This is a genomic window from Hydrogenophaga aromaticivorans, assembly GCF_013387465.1.
GTDB lineage: Bacteria > Pseudomonadota > Gammaproteobacteria > Burkholderiales > Burkholderiaceae_C > Hydrogenophaga > Hydrogenophaga aromaticivorans.
In genome coordinates, this window is record NZ_VYGV01000028.1 from 19,581 (window position 1) to 46,465 (window position 26,885).

Here is a 26,885-nt window from a genome sequence, read left to right on the forward strand (position 1 = left end):
TCAGGCGCCCAGGGTCTGGTTGCGCCGGTCGGCGTGGCTGAAATGCAGGCGCGTGATTTCTTCTGAAAGCTCACCCGCGGCGGCTTCGCAGTCGTCGAGCAGGGTCTCCAGCTCGCCCCAGTGGCGCTCGCCCACGGGGTTGCGCTGCCAGTTGCTGAGGTCGGCGAGCACCCAGGTGTCGGGGTCGGGCAGGCCCATGGCCAGCTCGGCGTCTTGCGGCGTGGCGCTCTGCGAGAGCTTGGCCAGGCGCGATCTCAATGTCTGCACGACCCAGGCGAGTGAGCGCGGGTTGTCGCGGTTCATCACCAGCAGGTCGATCAACGCGACCATGTCGCGGCGCTGCTGGTACTGGGCGTGGAAAGTGATGGTGCTGTCGAACAGCGCCACCACGGCCTCGAAGCCCGCCTGATCGTGCAGGCAGCCGTGTTCGAGGCTGAGCGTGAGCGCGCGCGACAGCGTGATCAGGCGCTCGATGTGGCGGCCGATCGACAGCAGGCGCCAGCCGTTGTCGCGCACCATGCGGTCGGTCTGCGCACCGGTGATGGCGGCCAGCAGCTCGCTGGCGTTCTGCAGCGCGGCGAGGGCTTCGGTGGTGGCGTATTCGGCATCGGCGGCCATGTTGGCGCAATCGATCGCGAAGCCGGCTTCGGTGCGTTCGATCAGGTTCCAGTGTTCCTGCGAGAGGCGCTCGCGCACCTGCGCGGCCGAGGCCTTGAGCGCGCGCAGGTTGAAACCCACGCTGTACGACTGTTCGGCCAGCGGCGTGCCGGGCACGGGCGAGAGGCCGGCCATGAGCGAGCGCGCAAACACGCGCGCCGACTGTTCGGCGGCGGGCACGCCGGACAGCACCAGCGAGTCTTCCTGGGCGGTGGCCGAGAGCCAGGCCATGAGCGGGCGCGAGTTGGGCTCTTCGCCGCCCACGTGGTTGAGCACGATCTGCGCGAGCCGGATGCTGTTTTCAGCGCGTTCGGTGTAGCGGCCCAGCCAGAACAGGTTTTCGGCCGCGCGGCTGGTCACCGGGCGGGTCTGGTGCGCCAGCGCCATGGTGCTGGGGGCCGACTGCAACAGGCTGGTGTGGTCGACCTCGCCTTTGGTGAGCACCCAGCAGTCGGCGCTGCTGCCGCCGCGCTGCATGGCGGCGATGAGCTGGCCGCGCGGCGCGAGGCGAACCAGGCCGCCGGGCAGCATGCGCCAGGACTGCGGACCATCGGCCAGCGCAAACACGCGCAGCATGGCCGAGCGCGGGAGCAGGCGCTCGCCGGTCCAGGTGGGGGTCTGCGACAGCGGCAGCCAGGACTGCACGGTGTAGTCGTCCGGGTGGCGCACCATGCGGCCGGCCCATTCGTCGAGCTCCCGCTTGTTGAGGCTTTGCCCCATGGCGGTGTCGAGGCCCGAACTGGGGTAGGTGGGCTTGATCACGCTGCCCTTGAGCAGCGGCAGCACCTCGCGCAGCGCAGCGTCTTCGCCGCACCACCAGGTGGCGAGCGAGGGCAGGGCCAGCTCTTCTCCCAGCAGGTGGCGGCTGATGGCGGGCAGGAAGCCGAGCAGCGCGCTCGATTCGAGCGGGGCCGAGCCGGGCGCGTTGGCCAGCAGCAGGTTGCCCGCGCGCAGCACCTGCAGCAGGCCGGGCACACCGAGGCGCGAGTCGGAGCGCAGCTCCAGCGGGTCGAGCCACTCGTCGTCCAGCCGCTTGATCAGCGCGTGCACCGGTTCCAGACCGCTGAGTGTTTTCAGGTACAGGCGCTGGTCGCGCACGGTGAGGTCGTTGCCCTCCACCAGCGTGAGGCCGAGGTAACGCGCGAGGTAGGCGTGTTCGAAATAGGTTTCGTTGTAAGGGCCGGGCGTGAGCAGGGCGATGCGCGCGTTCTCGCCTTCGGGCGCCATGGCCTTGATGCCGTCCATGAGCGCGCGGTAGCTCGCGGCCAGGCGCTGCACCTTCATGCCGGCGAAGGCCTTGGGGAACTGGCGCGCGATGGCGATGCGGTTTTCCAGCAGGTAGCCCAGGCCCGAGGGCGCCTGCGTGCGCTGGCCGACCACCCACCAGCGGCCGTCGGGTCCGTGGGCGAGATCAAAGGCCACGATGTGCAGCCAGGTGCCGCCCGCGGGCTGCACGCCCTGCATGGCGCGCAGGTAACCCGGATGGCCCTGCACCAGCGCGGCCGGCAGCAGGGCGCGCTTGAGCAGCTCGCGCTCGCCGTACAGGTCGGCCATCATGGCGTTGAGCAGGCGGGTGCGCTGCAGCACGCCGGTTTCGATGTGGGCCCAGTCTTCCGGGCCGATCACCATCGGGAACAGGTCCAGCGCCCAGGGGCGTTGCTGGCCGGAGGATTCGGCGTAGACGTTGTAGGTGACGCCGTTGTCGCGGATCTGGCGCTGCAGGTTGTCGTTGCGGCGGTTCAGGTCGGCCAGGCCATCGGTTCCGACGTGCTCAAAAAAGCTCGACCAGGTCGGCGCCAGCGTGTCGGCGTTCTCGGCACCGGGCGCTGGGGGGCCGCGCAACTCGTCCCGGTGCCCGGTGTCGGCGGGCACCGAAAGCGACAGCGCCCAGTCACCGGGGGAATCCGGGCTGAGCTCGTCGAAGAGGGAGTCGGAGGCTTCTTGGGTCACGGGTTCCGAGTATGCCTTCGCTTCCTTCTCGGGCACTTGGGGCGAAACCCGATCCGCGGGAGGGCGTGTGCCGTCCTTCACGCTAGTGAACCTGCCTGTGTGCGAGGCCGCAGCTTGCTGCAGCCGGAGCACGATCCGGAACGAACGACGCAGCGCCAACCCAGGGCCAGCGCGGAACCGGCTTTGCCGGGCCGCTGCTGGCGCCCCCCTGGACGGGTGACGGCGGAGCCGGCGCGGGGGTGCTGCAGATCAATGCCGCAAATCCAGCGTGAACGGGAACTCGCGGCTTGGCGTTGCCGGCGCCACCACCATCTTGCCCGCCGTGTGGCCCATCTGGAAGAAGCGCGACATGCGGCGGCTCTCGGCTTCGTAGGCGTTGATCGGGAAGGTGTCGTAGTTGCGGCCGCCGGGGTGGGCCACGTGGTACTGACAACCGCCCAGCGAGCGCTGCATCCAGGTGTCCACGATGTCAAACGTGAGCGGTGCGTGTGAGGGAATCGACGGGTGCAGCGCCGACGGCGGGCTCCAGGCCTTGTAGCGCACGCCCGAGACGAATTCGCCCACGGTGCCGGTGCTTTGCATGGGAATGGCGCGGCCATTGCAGGTGATGACGTAACGGCTGTCGTTGTAGCCACTCACGCGCACCTCGATGCGCTCCAGCGACGAATCGACATAGCGCACGGTGCCTCCGGGCGCGCCTTCTTCGCCCATCACATGCCAGGGCTCCAGCGCGCTGCGCAGCGTGAGCTCGATGCCACGCGCCGAGACCTCGCCCACCAGTGGGAAGCGGAACTCGAAGTGCGGCTCGAACCAGGCCATGTCCAGCGGGTAGCCGAACTCGGCCAGCTCGGCCAGCACGTCTTCGAAGTCCATGCGGATGAAGGTGGGCAGCAGGTAGCGGTCGTGCAGCTCGGTGCCCCAGCGCGTGAGCTTGCCGCTCCAGGGTTTCTGCCAGAAGCGCGAGACCATGGCGCGCAGCAGCAACTGTTGGGCGATGCTCATGCGGGCGTGCGGCGGCATTTCAAACGCGCGCAGTTCCAGCAGGCCCAGGCGGCCGGTGGGCGAGTCGGGCGAGAACAGCTTGTCGATGCAGAACTCGCTGCGGTGTGTGTTGCCGGTGACGTCGATCAGGATGTTGCGCAGCGTGCGGTCGACCAGCCAGGGGGGCATGTCCTGACCGTGGGTCTGGCGGTTCTTTTCGATTTCCTGCAGCGCGATTTCGAGCTCATAGAGCTGGTCGTTGCGCGCTTCGTCCACGCGCGGGGCCTGGCTGGTCGGGCCGATGAAAAGGCCACTGAACAGGTAGGACAGCGAGGGGTGGTTGTGCCAGTAAGCCACCAGGCTGCCCAGCAGCTCGGGGCGGCGCAGGAAGGGCGAATCGGCCGGCGTGGCGCCACCGAGCACGAAATGGTTGCCGCCGCCGGTGCCGGTGTGGCGGCCGTCGGTCATGAACTTCTCGGCGCACAGGCGCGTTTCAAACGCCGCGTCGTACAGGAACTCGGTGCGCTCGACCAGCTCGGGCCAGCTGCTGCTGGGGTGGATGTTGACCTCGATGACGCCGGGGTCGGGCGTGACCTGCAGCATCTTCAGGCGCGGGTCGCGCGGGGGTGGGTAGCCTTCGAGCACGATGGTCATGCCCAGCTGGTCGGCCGTGGCTTCCACGGCGGAGAGCAGGTCCAGGTAGTCTTCGAGCCGTTGCATCGGCGGCATGAACACGTAGAGGTGTTGGTTCTTGCCGCCACCGGCCTTTTCGGCCTTGGGGCCGTTGGCGCGGTGCGGGTCACGGGCTTCCACCACCAGGGCGGTGCGCGTGAGCCAGGCGGCCGACTCGTTGCGCTGCGGGAACCTGGACGACAGCGCCTGGGCGGGTGTGGGGCCCAGGCCGGATCGACCCGCACCCTGGCCGTCCATGGCCGGTCCACCGGCCGGGTCGAAGTCCGTGCCCTGCAGCGACACGGTGCCGCCCTCGGCGAAACCGCCACCGATGCTGTGCGGCGAGACCTGGTGCTTGAGCACCGCGCCCGCGGGCAGCGGGTCGCGTGGTGTGTGCGGGTCCTGCTCGATGTGGTACGGGTAGTCGGCGGCCGAGACCCAGGGCAGCGAATCCAGCGGCAGGCGGTAGCCCATGGGCGAATCGCCGGGCACCAGGTACATGCGCTCGTCGCGGAAGAACCAGGGGCCGGTGGACCAGACCGTGCCCGAGACGCGGTGGTAGCCCTCGCCCCCTTTGCCGTTGCCCGACAGCGGGATGTGGTCGTTGGCCATCAGTGGCAGCACATAGCCCACCGTCGCGTCCAGTCCTTGCGTGAACACGCGGCGCAGGCGCGCCCGCTCCAGCTCGTCGTCGAGCTTGGCGTCGAACGGGTCCACGTTCACCGGCAGGCGGCGTTCGCGCCAGAGGTAGTACCAGGTGTCCTCAAAGCCGGGGGTGATGAATTGCGTGGACAGGCCGAGCTGGCGCGCCAGCGCCTGTGTGAAGCGGCTCGCGTCTTCGCTGTCGTATTTCGCGGCGTCGCGTTCGTCGGCCAGCAGGGCCGGGTTGTTCCAGCAGGGCTCGCCGTCGGCGCGCCAGAAGATCGAAAGCGCCCAGCGAGGCAGCTGTTCACCCGGGTACCACTTGCCCTGGCCCATGTGCACAAAACCGCCCACGCCGTAGCGCTCGCGCAGCCGGCCCAGCAGCTCGGTGGCGTAACCGCGTTTGGTGGGGCCGAGGGCGTCGGTGTTCCACTCGGCGGCGTCGCGGTCGGCCGTGGCGACGTAGGTCGGCTCACCGCCCATGGTCAGGCGCACGTCGTGCTTCTCCAGGTCGGCGTCGACCTTCTCGCCCAGCGCCACCACACCCGCCCACTGTTCTTCGGTATAGGGCTTGGTCACGCGCGGCGATTCGTAGACGCGCGTCACACCCATGTGGTGCTCGAACTCGACCTCGCACTTGTCCATCGCGCCTTCCACCGGCGCGGCGCTCGAGGGCTGCGGCGTGCAGGCCAGCGGAATGTGGCCTTCACCGGCGAGCAGGCCCGAGGTCGGGTCCAGGCCGATCCAGCCGGCGCCGGGCAGAAACACCTCGCACCAGGCGTGCAGGTCGGTGAAGTCCTTTTCGGGGCCGCTCGGGCCGTCGATGGCTTTCACGTCCGGGGTCAGCTGGATCAGGTAGCCCGAGACGAAGCGCGCGGCCAGACCGAGGTGGCGCAGCATCTGCACCAGCAGCCAGCCGGTGTCGCGGCAGGAGCCGCTTTTGAGCTTGAGCGTTTCTTCGGGCGTCTGCACGCCCGGCTCCATGCGGATGGTGTACGAGATGTCGCGCTGGAGCATCTGGTTCACGTCGACCAGGAAGTCGATGGTGCGGCGCTTCTTCATGTCCACCCGGGCGAGGTAGGCCTTGAGCTCTTCGGTGAGCGGCGCGGTGGCCAGGTAGGGCGCGAGTTCCTGCAGCTGCGAGGCGTCGTAGCTGAACGGGAATTCTTCGGCGCGCGGCTCCAGGAAAAAGTCAAAGGGGTTGTGCACCGCCATCTCGACCACCAGGTCGATCGTGACCTTGAACTCGGTGGTGGGTTCGGGGAACACCAGGCGGGCCTGGTAGTTGGCAAACGGGTCCTGCTGCCAGTTGATGAAGTGGCCCGCCGGTTCGATCTTCTGCGAGTACGACAGCACCTTGGTGCGGCTGTGTGGCGCCGGGCGCAGACGCACCACCTGGGGACCGAGTTTGACCAGGCGGTCGTACCGATAATGGGTGATGTGGCTCAGGGCAACATGAATGGCCATGCTGGTGTCTTTCAACAGGGGGGAATAAACGATGGGACCGCGGACAAGCGCATTGTCATCGCGGCTTGCTGCCATGCTAGCAAGTCTTGCGCCACAGCTGTGTGACAGCACCGCCGTGTGCGGACCCAGAGAGCTGACCTGAGCATGGCGGTTCTGGCGCTGGCCTGGCTGCCCGGGTGGGTGCTCGGGGTCGCCTGGCAGTTGCAGCAGGCCTCCCTCTGGCCCTGGCAAGGGTATGCGGCGCTGCTGCTGGCCAGCGGGCTGCTGATGGCCGGGCTGCTCTGGCGCGGCGCCAGGGGTGGGCACCAGGCCGCGTGGCTTCTGGTGCTGGCCATGGCCGCCGGTGCGTGGGCGGGCGCGGGCATGACCGGCGTGCGGGCGGCGCACTTTGCCTCGCAGGCGCTGGACCCGGCCCTGCAAGGCCTTGACGTCGTGGTCACCGGGCGCATCGACTCGATGCCACGGCGCCATGCCGAAGGTGCCCGTTTCGAACTGGCGGTGGAGTCGGCCGCCCACCATGGCCGACCGGTGCGCTTGCCCCCATTGCTGCAGCTGGCCTGGTACAGCCGGGTGGTGGCCGCGGGTGGTGGGCCTGCCTCCGGCCCCGACTGGCGAGCGGGTGAGCACTGGCGCTTGACGGTGCGGCTGAGCGCGCCCCACGGCAACGCCAATCCGCACGGCTTCGACCGCGAGCGCTGGCTCTGGGAAAACGGCATCGGCGCCACCGGCTACGTGCGCAACGGACCACGCGATCCGCTCCCACAGCGGCTGGCGGGCCAGGGCTGGTACCCGTTGGAAGCCATGCGCCAGACGGTCGGCGAGCGCATCGCCGGCCGGGTGGATGATCCCCGCAGCGCTGGCGTGCTCGCCGCCCTCGTGGTGGGCGATCAGAGTGCCATTGAGCGCTCTGACTGGGACCTCTTCCGGACCACGGGTGTGGCCCACCTCATGAGCATCTCGGGTCTGCACGTGACCATGTTCGCCTGGCTCGCGATCTGGCTGGTGGGTGGCCTCTGGCGCCGTCTGGCGTTTGTCTGGCCGCAGGCCCTGCTGGCGGTGCCCGTGCCCTGGGCCGCGGGCTTGGGCGGTGTGGCGCTGGCGGCGGCGTATGCCCTGTTTTCGGGCTGGGGCGTGCCCTCGCAGCGCACCGTTCTGATGCTGGCGGTGGTGGTGGGTCTGCGCCTGCTGGCCCGCCAGTGGCCATGGCCCGTGGTCTGGCTGTTGGCCATGGCCGCTGTGTTGCTGCTCGATCCCTGGGCGCTGTTGCAGCCCGGTTTCTGGCTCAGCTTCGTGGCCGTGGCGATCCTGTTTGCGACCGACCCGGGGCGGCGCATCCGCCACGAAAGCGCACCGTTTGACGGGCACGAGGTGCCCACCCGCACCCGGCGGCTGATGGCCGCGTCGCTGGGCATGCTGCGCGAACAATCGGTGGTCACGGTGGCCCTGGCGCCACTCTCGCTGTTGCTGTTTGGCCAGTTTTCGCTCGTCAGCCTGGTGGCCAACCTGCTGGCAATCCCGTGGGTCACGCTGGTGATCACACCGCTGGCAGTGCTGGGGGTGGCGGTGCCGGCCTTCTGGGATCTGGCCGCGCTGGCGGTGCAGGGGCTGGGCGGCTGGCTGGCCTGGCTCGCGCAATGGCCATCTGCCGCCGTGTTCCGGCCCATACCGCCTTTGCCGCTGGCGCTGGCCGGCGTGCTGGGCGGCGCCCTGCTGGTGATGCGCTGGCCCTGGGCCACCCGGCTGGCCGGACTGGTGCTGTTGTGGCCGGTGCTGAGCTGGCAACCGCCGCGCCCGGCGCCGGGGGAGTTTGATGTGATGGCGCTCGACGTGGGGCAGGGCAGCGCGGTGCTGGTGCGCACGTCCGGGCACAGCCTGCTGTACGACACCGGGCCCCGCTATTCGCCCTCCAGCGACGCCGGGCAGCGCATCGTGGTGCCGCTGCTGCGCGCGCTGGGTGAGCGGCCCGACACGGTGGTGGTGAGCCACCGCGACAGCGACCACGCCGGCGGCTCCGCAGCGGTGCAGACCGAATGGCCCGAAGCCCGCTGGCTGTCGTCCTTCGATGCCGACCCGGCCCGGCGCTGCACCGCAGGACAACGCTGGACCTGGGAGGGGGTGGACTTCGAAATCCTCCACCCGTCCCCCGAAGACTTCGGCCCCGACGGCGCCGGGCGCTTGCCGAGCAACGCCATGTCCTGCGTGCTGCGGGTCGGTCACGCGCGCCAGAGCGTCTGGCTGAGCGGCGATCTGGACGCCGATCGCGAAACCCGGCTGGCGCTGGCGCGACCGGACCTGAGGGTGACCCTGCTGCTGGCGCCGCACCACGGCAGCCTCACGTCCAGCAGCCCCGCGCTGCTCAACACGCTGGCGCCGGCGTGGGCGCTGGTGCAGGCGGGCTACCGCAACCGATTCAACCATCCCGCGCCCGCGGTGCTGGCGCGCTACCGCGAGCGGGGCATGCGCTGGGTCGCAACGCCGGACTGTGGTGCCGCCACCTGGCGCAGCGACGTGCCCGGCACCGTGGTTTGCCAGCGCGAAGCGGCACGCCGGTACTGGCACCACCGCGGCGAGGCCAGCCAACCGGCCGAACCGGTCCTGGCGCCGGTGCCCGAAGGCGATCGCGGTTCGGCACCCGCGCACTGAAAGAAGCACCTGTTTGGTGCCGAAAGTGGTGTCCCTGGCCCAGTCCTTGCTATGCTGTGATCAGGAGAAAAAAGCCCATGAGCCGACCCATGTTTGACGAAATGAACGCCACGCCCACCGAGGTGCGGGCCCACTATGAAAACTACGCTCGCTGGCTGGCGCAGCAACCCCCGGAGGTGATGGCCGCTCGACGGGAAGAAGCTGAGATGATCTTCCGCCGCGTCGGCATCACCTTCGCGGTGTACGGCGCCAAGGACGAAGACGGCTCGGGCACCGAGCGCCTGATTCCCTTCGACCTGATCCCGCGCATCATTCCCGCCCATGAGTGGCGCACCATGGAAGAAGGTCTGGTGCAACGCGTGAACGCGCTCAACCGCTTCATCCACGACGTCTACCACGACCAGGAAATCATCAAGGCGGGCATCGTGCCGGCCGACCAGATCTTCCAGAACGCGCAGTTCCGCCCCGAGATGATGGGCGTGGACGTGCCCGGCGGCGTGTACTCGCACATTTCCGGTGTGGATATCGTGCGTGCGCCCAATGCGCAGGGTGAGGGCGAGTACTACGTGCTCGAAGACAACCTGCGCGTGCCCAGCGGCGTGAGCTACATGCTCGAAGACCGCAAGATGATGATGAGGCTCTTCCCCGACCTGTTCGGCCAGAACCGTGTGGCACCGGTCGCGCACTACCCCGACCTGCTGCTGGAAACGCTGCGCGCCGTGAGCCCGGCCACCACCGCCGAGCCGACGGTGGTGGTGCTCACGCCCGGCATGTACAACAGCGCCTACTTCGAACACGCCTTCCTCGCCCAGCAGATGGGCGTGGAACTGGTTGAAGGCCAGGACCTGTTCGTCAAGGACAACTTCGTCTACATGCGCACCACCAAGGGACCCAAGCGCGTGGACGTGATCTACCGCCGTGTGGACGACGACTTCCTCGATCCGCTGGTGTTCCGCCCCACGTCCACGCTGGGCTGCGCCGGCCTGCTGGGCGTGTACCGCAGCGGCAACGTGACCATCTGCAACGCGGTGGGCACCGGTATTGCGGATGACAAGTCGATCTACCCCTACGTGCCCAAGATGATCGAGTTCTACCTGGGCCAGAAGCCGATCCTGAACAACGTGCCGACCTTCATGGGGCGCAATCCGGACGATCTGAAATACATGCTTGACAACATGGCCGAGCTGGTGGTCAAAGAGGTGCACGGTGCCGGCGGCTACGGCATGCTGGTGGGGCCGGCGTCCACCAAGGCCGAGGTCGAAGAGTTCCGCGCCGTGGTGAGGGCCAAGCCCGAAGGCTACATCGCACAACCCACGCTCAGCCTCTCGACCTGCCCGACCTATGTGGAGAGCGGCGTGGCGCCGCGCCACATCGACCTGCGTCCCTTCGTGCTGAGTGGCAAGGAGGTGCAGATGGTGCCCGGCGGCCTGACCCGCGTGGCGCTGAAAGAAGGCTCGCTCGTCGTCAACTCGTCACAGGGCGGCGGTACAAAAGACACTTGGATACTGGAAGACTGATCATGCTTTCACGCACCGCCGACCACCTTTTCTGGATGTCCCGCTACACCGAGCGCGCCGAAAACACCGCACGCATGCTCGACATCAACTACCAGACCTCGCTGCTGCCGCAGTCGGCTGCCGTGGCCCAGGTGGGCTGGGAAGGGCTGCTGGTCATCAGCGAGCTGCTGCCCACCTACACCGCCAAGTACGGCAAGGACATCACGCCGCGCAACGTCATGGATTTCATGGTGCGCGACGAGTCCAACCCGTCGAGCATCTGCTCCTGCCTGCGCGCGGCCCGCGAAAACGCGCGGGCCGTGCGCGGCGCGCTGACCACCGAGCTGTGGGAAACGCAGAACGCCACCTGGCTCAAACTGGCGGGTTACCTCAAGACCAAGGAGTTCGAACGCGATCCGGGCGCTTTCTTCGAATGGGTCAAGCACCGCTCGCACCTTTCGCGCGGCGTGGCCGTGGGCACCATGCTGCAGGACGAGGCCTTCCACTTCTACCGCATGGGTTCGTTCCTGGAGCGGGCCGACAACACGGCGCGCCTGCTCGACGTGAAGTTCCACGCCGTGCAGAGCGACTTTTTTGGTGCCGCCAGCGCGCAGGATCAGGAGTACGATTTCTACCACTGGAGCGCGATCCTGCGCTCGGTGTCCGGCTTCGAGGTCTACCGCAAGGTCTACCGCGACGTGATCACGCCCGAGCGCGTCGCCGAGCTGCTGATCCTGCGCCCCGACATGCCGCGCAGTCTGGCCGCCAGCCTGAACGAGGTGGTGAGCAATCTCGCTGTGGTGGCCAACGACACCTCGGGCGAGACCCTGCGCCGTGCTGGCAAGCTCAAGGCCGACCTGCAATATGCCCGCATCGACGAGATCCTTTCCACCGGCCTGCACGCCTTCCTGACGCAGTTCCTGGACCGCGTGAACGAACTCGGGGGGCGGATCAGCCAGGACTTCCTGGTGCCGACGGTGCACTGAAGCCCCCACACTCCACCGCTGCGCGGGTCGTTGCCCCCCGAGGGGGCTGATCCGCCTTGGGGCGGCCCGGCGGCGGATCGGTCTCCCAAAGCCTGCCGACCGCCCCAGCGGTCGGCAGGTACCATGCGGTTCGCTGGGATGACCGGGGGCATTTCCCCGGACCGATCCCGGGATCTTCCGCATGAAACTCGTCATTCACCACAACACCCGCTTCACCTACAGCCAGCCGCTGCTCTACACGGTGCAGACCCTGCATTTGTGGCCCGTCAGCAGCGTCTGCCAGACGGTGGAGTTCTGGGACATCCGCACCCCGGGCACACTGCACAGCCAGCCCGACGCCGAGGGCAACCGGGTGCACAGCTTCAGCCTCGTCGCCCGACCCGAGCAGGGGCTGCGGGACAACAGCATCGTGGCCTGGGGCACGGTGTCCACCCACGGCGTGGCCGAATTCACGGACACCGGGTTGTTGCCGCACCCGGCCTTTTACCTGCGCTCCACGGCGCTGGCCGAACCCCACCCGCGCCTGGCGGCCTGGGCGCGCTCGGTGGTGCCTTCGTTGACCGCGACACTGGATGCCGGGCGGTTGCCCGCCGTGGCCGATCTGGTGGCGCTCGCGGGGGCGGTCGCCGACCGGGTGCGCTACCGCAAGGGATCGACCAACGTGGAGACCACCGCGCTGGAAGCCTTTGACTGGGAACTCGGCGTGTGCCAGGACCAGGCGCATGTGATGGTGGCGGTGTGCCGCAGCATCGGCCTGCCGGCGCGTTACGTGAGTGGCTATTTTTACGCGGCCAATGAGCCCGATCTGGCCAGCCACGCCTGGGCCGACGTGTGTCTCGATCCCGCGACCCGCCGCTGGATCAGCCTGGACGTGACCCACCGCTGCCCCACCGATCAGCGCCACATCCGCCTGGCCGCCGCAACCGACTACACCGCCTGCCTGCCCGTCAAGGGCCTGCGCCGCGGCGGTGGCGAAGAAAGCATGGCGGTGGACATCCGCATCGGGCCCTGGACCGACGCGGACGAGCCGGGCCGGTCTCAGGGCTGATCGGCCGACGGCTTCAACCGGGTGACCCGGTCCTTCAGGCGGCGCGAACGGCTCCAGCGCACGCGCAAGGTCCAGATCGCGCTGATGATGAAATACACCGCCAGGCCGCTCACGGTGGCCACGATGGCCAGGCCCACCACCAGCGGTTTGCCGACCGTCGCCAGCCGCCGCAGCGCACCCTCCAGACGGTCTTTCCACCCTTCGGCCTGCTGTGTTTTCACGGCCCGCTCCAGCAAGGCGCTGGCTTGCGCTTCGGTGAGTGGCGGTTCGCCGAGCACGGCCTTGCCGACGCGATAAGCCCCGTAGTAGACCGGGCCGAAGGTCACCGGGTTGGTCACCAGGGTGCTGGCCACGGCCATGGGCAGGTTGGCCCGCAGGATGACGGCGGCGGCGGCCGACAGGGGCATCTGTGCCACCGGGACCAGCAGCCCGAAAAAGATGCCCAGCGCCAGCCCCATGGCAATGCCCTTGCGGCTGAAGTGCCACAGGCGGGGGTGGTGCAGGGTCGGCCCCAGCCAGCGCAACCAGCGGTTGTTGCGGATGCTGTCGGGGGAGGGCAGCCAGGCCTTGAGGCGCTTTTTCATGGGGGGCCGGTGTGGGCGTCAGGTGAATGGGTGAGAGTCGGGCAAGCCGGAATGGTTTCACGCTCCGGTGGTCCCCGCTCGGGCTGACCGGACCACCCTGTCAGCGCCAGGGCAGACCGGCCTGCACCGCTTCACCCAGTTCGATCACCGCCAGGGCGTAGTAGCTGCTCCAGTTGTAGCGGGTGACGGTGTAGAAGTTGTCGGTGCCCGCCACGTAGCTGGGCGGGCCACCGCCGTTGGCGGGGTCGCCGTTCTGCAGCTCGACGAGCGCGAGTTTGCCGGTGTGTTCAAGCGCCGCACCTTCGAGCACGGCGCCCTTGGCGGTGAAGCTCTCGACGCTGAAGCTGGGCAGGATGTCGGGCGCGAGCAGGGTGTCCAGGTCGACGCCCTGGCCCGCGAGCGTGACGGGGTAGTGCGTGGGCATGCCGGGCAACCAGCCGAAGGTCTTAAAGTAGTTGGCCACGGAACCGATCACGTCGCTCGTGCTGTTGAACAGGTCGATCCGGTCGTCGCGGTCGTAGTCGATGGCGTATTTTACCCAGCTGCTGGGCATGAACTGGGGCCAGCCCATGGCACCGGCGTAGCTGCCGCGGGCGCTCTGCGGGTCCATGCCGGTGCGGTGCGCCAGGCTGAGGAATTGCTCCAGCTCGGCGCGGAAAAACTCGGTGCGCGCCTGGGCGCGCGGGTGGCTGGCCGGGAAGTCGAACGCCAGCGTGGTGAGGCTGTCGATCACGCGGAAGGTGCCCGTGTGGCGGCCGTAGAGCGTCTCCACACCGATCACGCCGACGATCAGGCTGGCGGGCACGCCGAACTCGGCTTCGGCCCGCTCCAGCGTCTCGCGGTTGGCCAGCCAGAACTGGCGGCCGGCCTCAATGCGGATCGGTTCGACAAAGCGGGCGCGGTAGACCGACCAGTTTTTGGGCGTTCCCGTCGGGGCGGGGGCCATGAGGCGCACCGCCTGGGGCAGGTGCTGCGCCTGCCCGATCTGTTGCCGGACCCAGTCGGGGTCGAGGTTGCGCCGCTGCGCCAGGTCGGTGGCAAAAGCCATCGCAGCTTCATGGTTGGCGTAAAAAAAGACGGGTGCGGCCGCCAGGGCCAGCGACGCCGGTCGCCGTTTGGCGGCGCTGGAAGCCGCCACGCCGAACGGCAACAGCAGCAGGCTCAGCGCGAGCCCGGCCAGGGCACCGTGGCCGAGACCACCGGACATCGAAAAAACAGACTTGAAGATCAACGGGGGGAGCCTTTCTGGGGCCAGGCAAGCTGGCGGAATTCGCGTTGCAGTGTAGCCAGCGTCCCGGCGGGCTGGCGGCTGTAGCGCTGGGCTTCCAGCCGCAACAGCCACAAGCGCAGGCTGTGGGCGAATGCCGTGTCGCCAAAATGCCGCTCGACCTGCTGGGCGAGTTCGCGTGGGGGTGTGTGATCGCCGCTGTCCAGCCCCAGGCGGCGCAGGCGCTGGCGGCTGCGCTGCAGCAGGCGCAACCAGGGGTCGTGTTGCTGACGCTCCCACAGCGTCCAGCCGGCGCCCACCAGACTGACCAGCACCACCACGCCGATGAGCACGTAGGCCAGGTCGGTCCAGCTGGGGCTGGAGAAGCCCAGGTTCTTCAGCAGGTCGAGCTGTTTGCCCTGGGTGTAGTTGAGCACCCACTGGTTCCAGCGGTTGTTCACCGCCTCCCACGCCGCGCGCAGCTGGGCCGTGAGCGTGGGGCTGAGGTTGAGGATGGCCCCTGCGATGGCGCCCTCGGGCGGGCGCAGGCGTTCGAACGAGCCGATGCGGCCCGGCGACACCGCCGAGGTCGGGTCCACCCGCACCCAGCCCCGGCCCTGCAGCCAGACCTCGGCCCAGGCGTGGGCGTCTTGCTGGCGCACCGTCCAGTAACCGTCCACGGCGTTGAGCTCGCCGCCCTGGTAGCCGGTGACGATGCGCGCCGGGATGTCGAGAGCGCGCATCAGGATCACGAAGCTGGACGCGATGTGCTCGCAAAAGCCTTCGCGTCTGTCGAACCAGAATTCGTCGGCCGTGTGCTGGCCGTACACACCGGGATCAAGGGTGTAGGTGTAGCCGCCGGTGCGCAGGCGCTCCATCACCGCATCGACCAGCGCTGCGTTGGACCGCGGTCCGCTGCCGTGCTCGCGACGCAGCGCCAGCGCCAGCGCCAGCGTGCGCGGGTTGTAGCCGCCCGGCAGCTCGATGTGGTCCTGCAGGGCCAGCACCGGGGTGAGCGGGCCGTGGCGGAAGTTCACGTAGCTCTCGGCCCGGTAACGCACCAGGGTGTCCATGGGCCGCATGGTGAGCCACTGCAGATCGCTGTTCATGCGCGCGCGCGTGCCGGGCACCTCGGGGATCTGCGTGGCGGCTTCCAGCACGAACAGCCAGGGGCGGCGATTCGGTTCCATGGTGACTTCGTAGCGCACCGGTGGGCCGGAGACGCTGAGGTCCGTCGGCAGCGCCATGGACGGAGGAAAGCCCGAACGCAGCGCGCGCCATTCGATGCCGTTGAAATCGCTGAGCACCGGGCCACGGAAATACATCTGAGCCTGGGGCGGTGGTGCCTCGTCGAACCGGATGCGCAGCGCGATGCTGTCGTCCAGCACCAGATCCGCGAACTGGCCCACCCGCATGCTGCTTGACAGGCCGCTGCGGCCGGTCTCGTCCTGGCCGGGCATGCCCCAGAGTGGTGCCATGCGGGGGAACAACAGGAACAGCACCAGCATGATGGGGGCGCCCAGTGCCGCCATGCCCGCAGCGATGCGGGCGACCTGCGCCAGGGGAGGCCGCCCCACGGGCATGTGGGCATTGACCAGCGCGGTCAGCAGACCCATCAGCGCGATCAGGATGCCGGCGGCGGTGAGCAGCGACTGCGAATAGAAGAAGTGGGTGAGCAGCGTGAAGAAGGCGAGGAAGAACACCACAAAGGCGTCGCGTCGCGCACGCAGTTCCAGGGTCTTGAGCGCCAGCAACACCACGATGAGCGTCACGCCCGCATCGCGCCCCAGAAGGGTGCTGTGTGTCATCCAGGTCGCACCCAAAGTCAGCGCGAGCAGGCCCACGCGCCAGATCCAGCCCGGCAGGGGCAGGCCACGCAGGGTCAAGGTGGTGCGCCAGGCCAGCACGGCGGCCGCGAGCGCGCTGCACCACCAGGGGATGTTTCCGACCTGCATGGCCACCACCCAGGCGATGACGGCCAGCAGGAACAGCGTGTCGCGCGTGTCACGTGGCAGGGATGACAGAGATATCGCAGCCATGTCAGAGGAGATGGTGGAGCGAGGGGGCGCATGCCAGGGCAGCCGTGGAACCGGCTCTGCCGGGCCACAGGCTGTGTCCCCCTCCCGCAGGAGAGGGGGACGACGCGAAGCGGCGCAGGGGGTGCTTCATGCCAGTGCCAAGGCTTCCAGGCAGCGTGCCCGATGGGTCGGCCCCTGGTCGGGCGGGAGTTCGCGTCCGGGCAGGCGCAAGCCGTAGTCAAGCCCCAGCCGGTCGGCCATCAGCACCCAGGTCGCCAGTCTCGACAGACGCGCCTCCAGGTCGCTGGCGCCGGTGTGTGCGAAGTCCAGCCAGAGCTGCTGGCGCTGGGTGGACAGGGCGTCGCGGCTGACCAGGTCGTCGCGGCCGGCGGCGAAGGCCTGGGCGGCCTTTTTCCAGACCACGGTTTTCTGCGGGTCACCGCGGCGGTAGGCGCGCACGCCGTCGAACTCGCCGGTGCTCTGCACGCGTGCGCTGCCCGAGCTGCCGGCCTGGGGTTCACCGGGCGGCAGCGGCGGCGGATGGGTCTCGGTGGCCGGGTACACCAGCACCTGCGCGGCCGGGCGCCAGACGGTCCAGACGCGGAAGGTGCCGAGCGGGAACAGGGTGAGCGCCGTCAGCGGGGGCAGTTCGTGCTGGCCGCGGCGGGGCGCTGCCCAGGTCACCTGCAGCACCGCGCTGCCCCGGGCGGGCACGTCGGTCCAGGCCAGGTGGGCGTCGCCCGGCCGGCTGTCGGCGATCACGCCCAGGCCGATGCCGTAGCGCGGACGCGATCGTTCGCTGGCGAGCCGGATGTCCAGCGCCACCGCCTGGCCGGCGTGCACCGGTGCGGGCGCAGCCAGGTGCAGCGTGAGCCCGCGCAGGTTGCTGTGGCACACGTGCATGCCCACGACCGCGCTGCCGGCCAGCAAAAAAGTGAGCAGGTAGCCCAGGTTGAGCTGGTAGTTGATGCTGCCGACCAGCAGCAGCAGCAGGGTGAGCCCCAGCATCCAGCCCGCGCGCGTGGGCAGGATGTAGACGTTGCGTTGCGTCAGGGTGAGCGTGTCGGTGCGCGGCGCGCGGCTGTGGAACCAGCGCTGGACACGGCCGCGCAGGTGGCGCACCGGGTGGCGCCAACTGGAGGCCACAGACGCTTGGGAAGGTTGCGACTCGCGGGAACGCTCTGAAGCCGACGTCATGGCCACCATGTTGGCGTGAGATGGCTGTTGACGGGAACACCGCGGAACTGGCTTTGCCAGGCCGCTGGTGTTGCCCCCTTGAGGGGGTCGCGCACAGTGCGGCGGGGGTGGTTCATGGAAGCGGCGTAGCCTCGACCATCGCCCGGACCTGCTCGACCGCACCTCGGCCCGCATCACTCACCGGGATCAAGCGGTGCGCCACGGTCTGCGGCAGGATGGCAGCAATGTCGTCGGGCGCCACGTAGTCCCGGCCATTGAGATACGCCTGGGCCTTGGCCGAGCGCACCACGGCCAGCGCAGCGCGCGGCGACAGGCCTTGCGCAAACCAGCGGCCCGAGCGGGTTGCGGCCACCAGGTCCTGCAGGTACTCCAGCACCGGTTCGGCGGTGTGCACGTCGGCCACGTTCTGCTGCAGCCGCGCCAGGTCGGCCGGGGTCAGCACCGGCTGCAGGTGTTCCAGCATGTCGCGCCGGTCCTGGCCACGCAGCAGTTCGCGTTCGGCGGCGCGGTCCGGGTAGCCGAGCGAGAGGCGCATGTGGAAACGGTCGAGCTGCGATTCGGGCAGGGCGTAGGTGCCGAGCTGGTCGTGCGGGTTCTGGGTGGCGATCACGAAGAAGGGGTGGGGCAGGGCGCGCGTGGCGCCTTCCACCGTGACCTGCTTTTCTTCCATGGCTTCGAGCAGGGCGCTCTGCGTCTTGGGGCTGGCGCGGTTGATCTCGTCGGCCAGCAGCACCTGGGCAAACACCGGGCCCGGGTGGAACACAAAACCCTCTCGGCCGCGTTCGTAGATGGACACGCCCACCAGGTCGCTCGGCATCAGGTCGGCGGTGAACTGCACGCGTGAAAACTGCAGCCCGAAGGAGCGCGAAAGCGCGTGCGCCAGCGTCGTCTTGCCCACGCCGGGAACGTCTTCGATCAGCAGGTGTCCACCCGCCAGCAGACAGGCCACGCAGTCGGAAACCTGGGGGCTTTTGCCCACGATCACCGTGTTAAGCTGGTTCAGTAATTGGTGGATTTTTTCGTCGGCATGCATGCCGTGAACCTTAACGTAAAAATGTGATGAGCCAGGCAACAGGTTATTTCACCCACAAGGATTGCTGGAGACACGAAATGGGCGCGGGGCACCCCGAATGCCCGGCGCGGCTCGATGCGATCGAGGACCGTCTGCTGATCACCGGGCTCGACACCGCGCTGGAGCGGCGCGAGGCCACGGCGGCTTCGCTGGCCGACATGGAACTGGCCCACGGCCGCATGCACCTGGCGTCGCTGCGCGGCCTGTCCGACGGCTTGCGCGACGAGATCGCGGCCGGCGGCCCGACCCATGCGCAGGTGGACCCGGACACGTCCATCAACATCCACTCCTGGGATGCGATCCTGGTGGCGGCGGGCGCCGCCATCGACGCCACCGACGCCGTGATGGCCGGTGAACTGGCCAACGCCTTCTGCGCCGTGCGCCCGCCGGGCCACCACGCCACACGCAACCAGGCCATGGGCTTCTGTTTCGTGAACAACGTGGCGGTGGCGGCGAAGTACGCGCTGGAGCGCCACGGCCTCAAGCGCGTGGCCATCGTCGATTTCGACGTGCACCACGGCAACGGCACCGAAGACATCGTGGCCGGTGATGAACGCATCCTCATGTGCAGCTTCTACCAGCACCCGTTCTACCCGCCCTGCGAACATTCGACGGCGACGAACCTGGTGAACCTGCCCGTGCCGGCCTACACCAAGGGCATGGACGTGCGCGAGCTGATCGACATGATGTGGCTGCCCCGGCTGGACGCCCACAAGCCGCAGATGATCTTCATCAGCGCCGGCTTTGACGCCCACCGCGAAGACGACATGGGCCAGCTCGGTCTGGTGGAAAACGACTACGCGTGGATCACGCAGCGCATCAAGGAAGTGGCGCAGCGCCACGCCAAAGGCCGCATCGTGAGCTGCCTCGAAGGCGGCTACGACCTGAGCGCGCTCGCGCGCAGCGTGGAAGCGCATCTGAGGGTGCTGGCCGATGTCTGAAACCCCGAACACCGATCTGCTGTTGAGCCACCGCGATGCGCGTGGCGTGCACACGCTCACGCTGAACGCACCACGCAGTTTCAATGTGCTGAGCGAAGCCATGATGGGCGCGCTGCAGGCCGCGCTGGACGCGGTGGCGGCCGACCCGCAAGCGCGCGCCGTGGTGATCGCGGCCAACGGCCGTGCCTTCTGCGCCGGGCACGACCTGAAGGAAATGAAGGCCCGGCCCGAGCTGGCGTATTACCAGGCGCTGTTCGCCACCTGCTCGAAGCTGATGATGAGCATCCGCAAGCTGGAGGTGCCGGTGATCGCGCGGGTGCAGGGCCTGGCCACGGCGGCGGGCTGCCAGATGGTGGCGCAGTGCGACCTGGCGGTGGCCGTGCAGGCCGCCACGTTCGGCGTCAATGGCATCGACGTCGGCCTGTTCTGCGCCACGCCCAGCGTGGCCCTGTCGCGCAACATGCTGCCCAAGCAGGCGATGGAAATGCTGCTCACCGGCGATTTCATTTCAGCCGACGAAGCGAAGACCCGTGGCCTGGTGAACCGGGTGGTGGCGGCCGAGGCGCTGGACGCCGAAGTGGCCGCGCTGGTGGACCGCATCGTGGCCAAGCCGCGCGAGGCCATCGCCATGGGCAAGGCGCTGTTCTACCGCCAGCTCGAAACCGGCATGGAATCGGCCTACCAGCTCGCGGGCCAGACCATGGCCTGCAACATGGCGCACGACGTGGCCCAGGAGGGCGTGCAGGCTTTCATCGAGAAGCGCGCGCCGAACTGGTAGCCCCGGTGCTGGTTCGCTGCGCCCCGGATTGCCGCGTCAAACCGGCAATACACCCAGCCGCACAGCCCACCACGGGGTAACGCCTGCGGCCTGGCAATATCGGTTCCGCGGCGTTCTGGGATCGGACATTTCTCCTTCAGTGACATTGCATGACTTCCACCGTCTCTCCCCCCGCCTCGCCACCCCCCATCGACGACCTGCAGGCCTGGCTGGCCGGCTTCACCCAGACCACGGTGTGGTTTGAGTTCGCCGCGCTGGCGTTCTGTGTGTTGCTGGCCTGGGGGCTGGCGTCGGGTTTGCGTCGGGCCCTGGGTATGCGGGACGAAAAATCGTCGGTGCTGTTTGGCCGCAAGCTGTTCGACGGCGCGATGTTCCCGCTGCTGCTGCTCGTGCTGGGGTACATCGCGCGCGCGCTGTTGTTGACCGTGGTGCCGCTGGCGGTGTTCAAGGTGGCGATCCCGGTGCTGGTCTCGCTGGTGGTCATCCGCGTCGGCGTCAAGGTGTTGCAGGTGGCATTTGGCAGCACGCCCTGGGTGCGCTTGCTGGAGCGCACCATTTCCTGGCTGGCCTGGCTGGCCATGGTGCTCTGGGTCAGCGGACTGCTGCCCCTGGTGCTGAGCGAACTCGATGCCATCCACTGGAAGATGGGTGCATCCACGCTGAGCCTGCGCACGCTGATCGAAGGGGCGCTCACCGCGGGCGCGGTGCTGATCGTCACCCTCTGGATTTCGGCCGCCATCGAGGCGCGCCTGCTCAAGTCGGCCGTGGGCGGCCAGCTCTCCTTGCGCAAGGCCGTCAGCAACGCCACGCGCGCCGTGCTCATGTTCCTCGGCCTGATCTTCGCACTCTCGGCCGTGGGCATCGACCTCACCGCGCTCTCGGTGCTGGGTGGCGCGATCGGCGTGGGCATCGGTCTGGGTCTGCAGAAGCTGGCGTCCAACTACGTGAGCGGTTTCGTGATCCTGGCCGAGCAGAGCATGCGCATCGGCGACAACGTGAAGGTGGACAACTTCGAGGGCCGCATCAGCGACATCAAGGCGCGCTACACCCTGATCCGCTCGGCGACGGGGCGCGAGTCCATCGTGCCCAACGAGATCCTGATCACCAACCGGGTGGAGAACCTGTCCCTCGCCGACGCCCGGGTCTGGCAGTCCACCACCGTGTCGGTGGCCTATGACAGCGACGTGGAGCTGGTGCGGCGCCTGCTGGCGGATGCGGCGGTGGCACAGCCGCGGGTGCTTCAGGACCCGGCGCCCAGTGCCGCACTCTCGGCCTTTGGCGCCGACGGGCTGGAGTTCACGCTGGGCTACTGGATCGCCGACCCCGAAAACGGTCAGCTCAATCTGCGTTCGGACGTCAACATGGCGATCCTGCGTTCACTGCGCGAGCACGGCATCGAGATCCCGTACCCGCAACGCGTCTTGCACCTGAAGCGCCGTCCTGAAGCCTAGGCGCCTGCGCGGCAGGCTCCTAGCCCATGAACCCCGGCAGCCACAGCGCAATGGCCGGGAATGCGATCAGGATGCCCAGCCGGACAATGTCGGCCGCCACAAACGGCCAGACACCGCGGTACATGGTGCCCAGGTTGACGTTGGGCAGCAGCGAGCTGATGACGAAGAGGTTGAGGCCCACCGGCGGCGAGATCATGCCGATCTCGACGATGGTCACGATCAGGATGCCGAACCAGATCGGGTCGAAGCCCAGACCCGTGATCACCGGGAAAAACACCGGAATCGTCAGCAGCACGATGGCCAGTTCTTCCATCACCATGCCCAGCAGCAGGTAGATGCCCATCATCATCACCACCACCATGATGGGGTGGGGGCTGAACTGCAGCACGAAGTCGCGCAGGTCGCCCGGCATGCTGGTGAAGTTGATGAAGTTGGTGAAGATCATCGCGCCGATCAGGATCATGAACAGCATGGCGGTGGTGCGGGTGCTCTCCACCAGGATGTCCAGCAGCACACGCGGGCGCAGCGTGCCGCGCAGCAGCGCGAACAGGAAGGCACCCGCCGCACCCACGCCGGCCCCTTCGGTCGCGGTGAACACACCACCGTAGATGCCCCCGATGACGAGGCCGAACAGCATGGCCACGCCCCAGATGCCGCGGATGGCCGCGAAGCGTTGCGCCCAGGTGAAGCGCTCGGCCGGTGGTCCGGCCGCGGGATCGCGCCAGGTCACGAAGACCACGCCCAGGCACAGGCAGGTGATGGCCACGATGCCGGGCAGGATGCCCGCGATGAACAGCTTGCCGATGTCGGTCTCGGTGATGATCCCGTAGATCACGAGGATGGTGGACGGCGGAATCAGGATGCCCAGCGTACCGCCGGAGGCGATGGCGCCGGTGGCCAGCGTGTCCTTGTAGCCGTGGGCCTTCATCTCCGGGTAGGCCACGCGTGTCATGGTGGCCGCGGTCGCGATGGACGAGCCGCAGATCGAACCGAAACCGCCCGAGGCGATGATGCTCGCCATGGCGAGGCCACCGCGCTTGTGGCCCACAAAGGCGTTGGCGGCGGTGAACAGTTCCTTGGCCATGCCGGCGCGGGCGACGAAATTGCCCATCAACACAAACAGCGGGATCACCGACAGCACGTAGTGGAAGCCGGTCTCGAAAATCACCTGGCTGGTGCTGGCGTAGGCCGGCTGCCAGCCTCGCATCAGACCCAATCCGACGAGGCCGGCGATGGACATCGCCACGGCCAGCGGCACACGCAGGAAGGCGAGGCCAAAGACGCCCAGAAAACCCAGCAACGCTTCGATCATGTGGACGCTCCTTGGGCTTCAACCGGCACGTGACCACTGGTGGGCGCACGCACGAACACGAGCAGCAGATGGGCCAGTCCGGTGAGCATGAGCAGGCCCGCCATCAGCCAGGCCACCGGGGCGATGGACATCGCGAGGTGCACCGTGGTGTCGCCGTATTCGGCAAAGCGCTCGGCCCGCATCACCATGAGCCGGCCCAGAAAGGCGAACGTGCCGGCGCAGATCAGGTGGATCACGCGGGCCTGTATCGAGCGCAGCCAGTCCGGAATCAGCGCGTCGAGCGTGTCAAAGACCACGTGCTCGCCGCGCCAGGAGACGAGCGGCATGGCAGCGAATATCACCACCACCATGAGCATTTCGGTGAGCTCCAGCCCGCCGGGCACCGAGTTGTCGAAAAACTTGCGACCGATCACGTCGATCACCGTGAGCCACATGATGGAGAACAGCGCCATGGCTGCCATGACGCCGGTGGACCAGTACAGCAACCGGTCGAGGGTTTTGTGCATGTTGTGCTTTCTGCATGTGAAGTGGGCCGATGGGCAGCAGGGTAGCTGTTCCATCGGCCCACGGGGGCTGACCGGCCATTTCCGGCCGGCTGACCGGGATTTACTTCACCTTGGCGATTTCAGCACGGAATTCGGCCAGCACCTGCTTCGGATCTTTGAGCCCTTTGACCTGCGCGCTCGCGGCCCACTTTGTTTCCAGGTAGTCCTGCTTGTCCATGACGGCCTTGACGAAGGCCTGGTCGGCCTTGATGCGGCTCACGCCCTGGGCCTTCTGGGCGCCGTCGCGGCTGGCCGCGTCCACCTTGTCCCAGCCTTCGCCGAACATGCGTGCGGCCACTTCACCCGAGAGCTTGTCGACCACGGCCTTGTCCTGCGGCGACAGTGCCTTGTATTTGCCCTCGTTCATCATGAACACGAAACTGGTGTTGTAGAGGCCGCCGGGGAAGGTGGTGGCGTGCTTGATCATGCTGAGCTTGAACGAGGCCACCGATTCGTCGGGGAAGAAGGTGCCGTCCATCACGCCGGTGGACAGCAGCTCGAACGACTCGGGCGCCGCCTTGAGCGTGGTGTTCCAGCCCATGGCCTTGGAGAGTTCGTTGATGTTGCCGCCACCGATGCGGAACTTCAGCGATGCCGCGTCGGCGGCGCTGGTGACCGGTTTCTTGCTGTTGAAGATGATGCCGGGGCCGTGCGTGAAAACGGCCAGGGCTTTCACGCCGCGGTGTTCACCCAGCGGGGCGAAGTATTTGCTGTAGATGCGCTGGTAGGCCACCGAGGTCTGCACCGCGTTGTCGCCCAGGAAGGGGAATTCGGCCACCTGGGTGTTGATGAAGCGGCCCGGGGTGTAGCCGTCCACGGTGTAGGAAATGTCGGCCAGGCCGTCGCGCACGGCATCAAAGGTGCCCGGCGCCGCCACCACACCCTTGGGCAGGATGTTGCACTTCATGCGGCCGGTGCTTTCTTTTTCCAGCATGTCGCACCAGTTCTTTTGCACCGTGGACAGGGTGTGGGTGGGTGGCAGCCAGCTGGACACGGTGAACACGGTCTGGGCGGAAACCAGGCCGCTGGACAGCAGTGTGGTGGACAGGGCGGCAGCGAACACGTGGCGAAGTTTCATGAAACGTTTCCTCGGGCGGTGGGTGAATATGGTTTCGAAATATAAGTAAATCACTCAGAATTCACTATAGGCGAAGACCCGGCTTTCTCTTCTCCAGACTTACCCGGATTAGCCGACCGTCTGGTTGGTTAATCGCCCGGGCGACGCTGGCGAGCGGTCTGTGGGGGTTTTGGGTAGGCGGCGCTGGAAGGCTCGCCTATAATCCAGAAAAAGCACGATCGTTCGTTTTTTGACGGTGCAGCGTTCTTTTCTGCGTCCGGGCGGCCCGTTGGCGGGGCGGGCATACAATCCTTTGATTGACGTATACGTCAACTTGAATCTCTTTTTTCCTTTCGTTCTCACAACCATCAGGAGCAACCGAATATGAAGGTCATCGTCCCCGTCAAACGCGTGGTGGACTACAACGTCAAGGTGCGCGTCAAGGCAGACCAGTCCGGCATGGACCTGGCCAACGTCAAGATGAGCATGAACCCGTTTGACGAGATCGCGGTCGAGGAAGCCGTGCGCCTGAAAGAGAAGGGTGTCGTCACCGAAGTCATCGCCGTGTCCTGCGGCGTCACGCAGTGCCAGGAAACCCTGCGCACCGCCATGGCCATCGGCGCCGACCGCGCCATCCTTGTTGAGACGTCTGAAGAATTGCAGCCCCTGGCCGTGGCCAAGCTGCTCAAGGCGCTGATGGACAAGGAACAGCCCGGCCTCGTGATCCTGGGCAAACAGGCGATCGACGACGACTGCAACCAGACCGGTCAGATGCTCGCCGCGCTGGCGGGTCTGCCGCAAGGCACCTTCGCCTCCAAGGTCGAAGTCGTGGACGGCAAGGTCAACGTGACCCGCGAAGTCGACGGCGGCCTGGAAACCCTGAGCCTCACGCTGCCCGCCATCGTCACCACCGACCTGCGCCTGAACGAGCCGCGTTACGTGACGCTGCCCAACATCATGAAGGCCAAGAAGAAGCAGATGGACATCGTCAAGCCCGAAGATCTCGGTGTGGACGTGAGCCCGCGCCTCAAGACCCTGAAGGTCAGCGAGCCGCCCAAGCGCGGTGCGGGCATCAAGGTGCCGGACGTCGCAACGCTCGTCGAAAAACTCAAGAACGAAGCCAAGGTCATCTGAAGACCGCTGACATCAACGATCCAGAGGAACACAGAACATGACCGCACTCGTCATTGCCGAACACGACAACGCCAGCCTCAAGGGCGCCACGCTCAACACCGTCGCCGCCGCCGCCCAGTGCGGGGGTGAAGTGCACGTGCTCATCGCTGGCCACAACGCGGGCCCGGCCGCCGCAGCCGCCGCCCAGATCGCCGGCGTGTCCAAAGTCATCCACGCCGACGCCGAGTACCTGGCCCACGGCCTGGCCGAGAACATGGCCGCCCAGGTGCTGGCCATCGCCTCGAACTACAGCCACATCCTGTTCCCGGCCACCGCCAGCGGCAAGAACATCGCCCCGCGCGTGGCCGCCCAGCTCGACGTGGGCCAGATCAGCGACATCACCAAGGTGATCGCCGCCGACACGTTTGAACGCCCGATCTACGCCGGCAACGCGATTGCCACCGTGCAGAGCACCGACGCCACCAAGGTCATCACCGTGCGCACCACCGGTTTCGACCCGGCCGCTGCCACCGGTGGCAGCGCCGCCGTGGAAACCCAGGCAGCGCAAGCCGACAGCGGCAAGAGCGCCTTCCTGGGCAGCGAGATCGCCAAGAGCGACCGCCCCGAACTCACCGCCGCCAAGATCATCGTCTCGGGTGGCCGCGCGCTGGGCAGCGCCGAGAAGTTCAACGAAGTCATGACCCCGTTGGCCGACAAGCTCGGTGCCGCCCTGGGCGCGAGCCGCGCCGCGGTCGATGCGGGCTACGCCCCGAACGACTGGCAGGTCGGCCAGACCGGCAAGATCGTCGCGCCGCAGCTGTACGTGGCCTGCGGCATCTCGGGCGCCATCCAGCACCTGGCCGGCATGAAGGATTCCAAGGTGATCGTGGCGATCAACAAGGACCCCGAGGCCCCGATCTTCTCGGTGGCCGACTACGGGCTGGAGGCCGATCTGTTCACCGCAGTGCCCGAGCTGATCAAGGCGCTGTAAGCACCGCATCACCGGCAAGGGCATCGTTCGCGATGCCCTTGTTGTATCTGTACTTCCCGAAGAACCTCTGGAGACAT

General features: G+C 67.6%; 19 protein-coding genes. 9 read left to right on the forward strand and 10 right to left on the reverse strand.

Going from position 1 to position 26,885, the window contains the following annotated elements; genetic code table 11:
- Positions 1 to 2,643 carry a circularly permuted type 2 ATP-grasp protein gene (locus tag F3K02_RS25415; RefSeq protein WP_425485643.1) on the reverse strand — a complete coding sequence of 881 codons (2,643 nt, stop codon included), beginning with the start codon at positions 2,641 to 2,643 and terminating at the stop codon, positions 1 to 3.
- 213 nt (positions 2,644 to 2,856) lie between these two features.
- The gene (locus F3K02_RS25420; protein ID WP_177139261.1) at positions 2,857 to 6,369 is read right to left on the reverse strand and encodes a transglutaminase family protein; all 3,513 of its coding nucleotides are present in this window, start codon (positions 6,367 to 6,369) and stop codon (positions 2,857 to 2,859) included.
- Between the two features lie 144 nt (positions 6,370 to 6,513).
- Here F3K02_RS25420 and F3K02_RS25425 point away from each other — a divergent pair, with 144 nt between their 5' ends.
- From F3K02_RS25425 to F3K02_RS25440, 4 genes are all read left to right on the forward strand, one after another.
- Positions 6,514 to 9,012, forward strand: a complete 2,499-nt coding sequence (locus tag F3K02_RS25425; RefSeq protein WP_177139263.1) for a DNA internalization-related competence protein ComEC/Rec2 — start codon at positions 6,514 to 6,516, stop codon at positions 9,010 to 9,012.
- 77 nt (positions 9,013 to 9,089) lie between these two features.
- A complete protein-coding gene (locus tag F3K02_RS25430) occupies positions 9,090 to 10,529 on the forward strand; it encodes a circularly permuted type 2 ATP-grasp protein (protein WP_177139265.1) in 1,440 nt (479 codons plus the stop codon).
- 2 nt (positions 10,530 to 10,531) lie between these two features.
- Complete coding sequence (locus F3K02_RS25435; protein WP_177139267.1) at positions 10,532 to 11,494, forward strand: alpha-E domain-containing protein; 963 nt, start codon at positions 10,532 to 10,534, stop codon at positions 11,492 to 11,494.
- Positions 11,495 to 11,675: 181 nt separating this feature from the next.
- A complete protein-coding gene (locus F3K02_RS25440; RefSeq protein ID WP_177139269.1) occupies positions 11,676 to 12,542 on the forward strand; it encodes a transglutaminase family protein in 867 nt (288 codons plus the stop codon).
- On the opposite strand, the gene F3K02_RS25445 is transcribed toward F3K02_RS25440, so the two are convergent.
- The 5 genes from F3K02_RS25445 to F3K02_RS25465 all read right to left on the reverse strand — a co-directional run bounded on the left by F3K02_RS25445 (position 12,533) and on the right by F3K02_RS25465 (position 18,581).
- A complete protein-coding gene (locus tag F3K02_RS25445) occupies positions 12,533 to 13,126 on the reverse strand; it encodes a DUF2062 domain-containing protein (RefSeq protein WP_177139270.1) in 594 nt (197 codons plus the stop codon). The two genes, F3K02_RS25440 and F3K02_RS25445, sit on opposite strands and share 10 nt — an antisense overlap.
- A gap of 100 nt (positions 13,127 to 13,226) precedes the next feature.
- Positions 13,227 to 14,333, reverse strand: a complete 1,107-nt coding sequence (gene mltB / locus F3K02_RS25450; protein ID WP_177139271.1) for a lytic murein transglycosylase B — start codon at positions 14,331 to 14,333, stop codon at positions 13,227 to 13,229.
- A 20-nt stretch (positions 14,334 to 14,353) separates the two neighbouring features.
- Complete coding sequence (locus tag F3K02_RS25455; protein WP_177139272.1) at positions 14,354 to 16,372, reverse strand: transglutaminase TgpA family protein; 2,019 nt, start codon at positions 16,370 to 16,372, stop codon at positions 14,354 to 14,356.
- A gap of 126 nt (positions 16,373 to 16,498) precedes the next feature.
- Complete coding sequence (locus F3K02_RS25460; RefSeq protein WP_177139273.1) at positions 16,499 to 17,548, reverse strand: DUF58 domain-containing protein; 1,050 nt, start codon at positions 17,546 to 17,548, stop codon at positions 16,499 to 16,501.
- A 112-nt stretch (positions 17,549 to 17,660) separates the two neighbouring features.
- Positions 17,661 to 18,581, reverse strand: coding sequence for an AAA family ATPase (locus F3K02_RS25465; protein WP_177139274.1), 921 nt, complete (start codon positions 18,579 to 18,581; stop codon positions 17,661 to 17,663).
- A gap of 26 nt (positions 18,582 to 18,607) precedes the next feature.
- Between F3K02_RS25465 and F3K02_RS25470 the strand changes: the two genes are divergently transcribed.
- The 3 genes from F3K02_RS25470 to F3K02_RS25480 all read left to right on the forward strand — a co-directional run bounded on the left by F3K02_RS25470 (position 18,608) and on the right by F3K02_RS25480 (position 21,790).
- Entirely contained in the window at positions 18,608 to 19,561 is a 954-nt protein-coding gene (locus F3K02_RS25470; RefSeq protein WP_177139275.1) for a histone deacetylase family protein, read from the forward strand.
- Positions 19,554 to 20,339 (forward strand): enoyl-CoA hydratase, encoded by a 786-nt coding sequence (locus F3K02_RS25475; RefSeq protein WP_177139277.1) that lies wholly within the window; start codon positions 19,554 to 19,556, stop codon positions 20,337 to 20,339. The genes F3K02_RS25470 and F3K02_RS25475 overlap by 8 nt, the downstream gene beginning before the upstream one ends.
- A 149-nt stretch (positions 20,340 to 20,488) precedes the next feature.
- Positions 20,489 to 21,790: a mechanosensitive ion channel family protein gene (locus tag F3K02_RS25480; RefSeq protein ID WP_177139279.1), complete on the forward strand. Its 1,302-nt coding sequence runs from the start codon at positions 20,489 to 20,491 to the stop codon at positions 21,788 to 21,790.
- A 19-nt stretch (positions 21,791 to 21,809) separates the two neighbouring features.
- On the opposite strand, the gene F3K02_RS25485 is transcribed toward F3K02_RS25480, so the two are convergent.
- The 3 genes from F3K02_RS25485 to F3K02_RS25495 form a co-directional block, all read right to left on the reverse strand.
- Positions 21,810 to 23,102, reverse strand: coding sequence for a TRAP transporter large permease (locus F3K02_RS25485; RefSeq protein WP_177139281.1), 1,293 nt, complete (start codon positions 23,100 to 23,102; stop codon positions 21,810 to 21,812).
- On the reverse strand, positions 23,099 to 23,608 hold the full coding sequence (locus F3K02_RS25490) for a TRAP transporter small permease (protein ID WP_177139284.1): 510 nt from the start codon (positions 23,606 to 23,608) through the stop codon (positions 23,099 to 23,101). Before F3K02_RS25490 ends, F3K02_RS25485 begins: the two co-directional genes overlap by 4 nt.
- A 100-nt stretch (positions 23,609 to 23,708) precedes the next feature.
- A complete protein-coding gene (locus F3K02_RS25495; RefSeq protein WP_177139286.1) occupies positions 23,709 to 24,725 on the reverse strand; it encodes a TRAP transporter substrate-binding protein in 1,017 nt (338 codons plus the stop codon).
- 363 nt (positions 24,726 to 25,088) lie between these two features.
- On the opposite strand from F3K02_RS25495, the gene F3K02_RS25500 reads away from it, so the two are divergent.
- Both F3K02_RS25500 and F3K02_RS25505 read left to right on the forward strand, forming a co-directional pair.
- The gene (locus F3K02_RS25500; RefSeq protein WP_177139288.1) at positions 25,089 to 25,838 is read left to right on the forward strand and encodes an electron transfer flavoprotein subunit beta/FixA family protein; all 750 of its coding nucleotides are present in this window, start codon (positions 25,089 to 25,091) and stop codon (positions 25,836 to 25,838) included.
- A 37-nt stretch (positions 25,839 to 25,875) separates the two neighbouring features.
- Entirely contained in the window at positions 25,876 to 26,808 is a 933-nt protein-coding gene (locus F3K02_RS25505) for an electron transfer flavoprotein subunit alpha/FixB family protein (RefSeq protein ID WP_177139290.1), read from the forward strand.
- Positions 26,809 to 26,885: the final 77 nt, after the last annotated feature.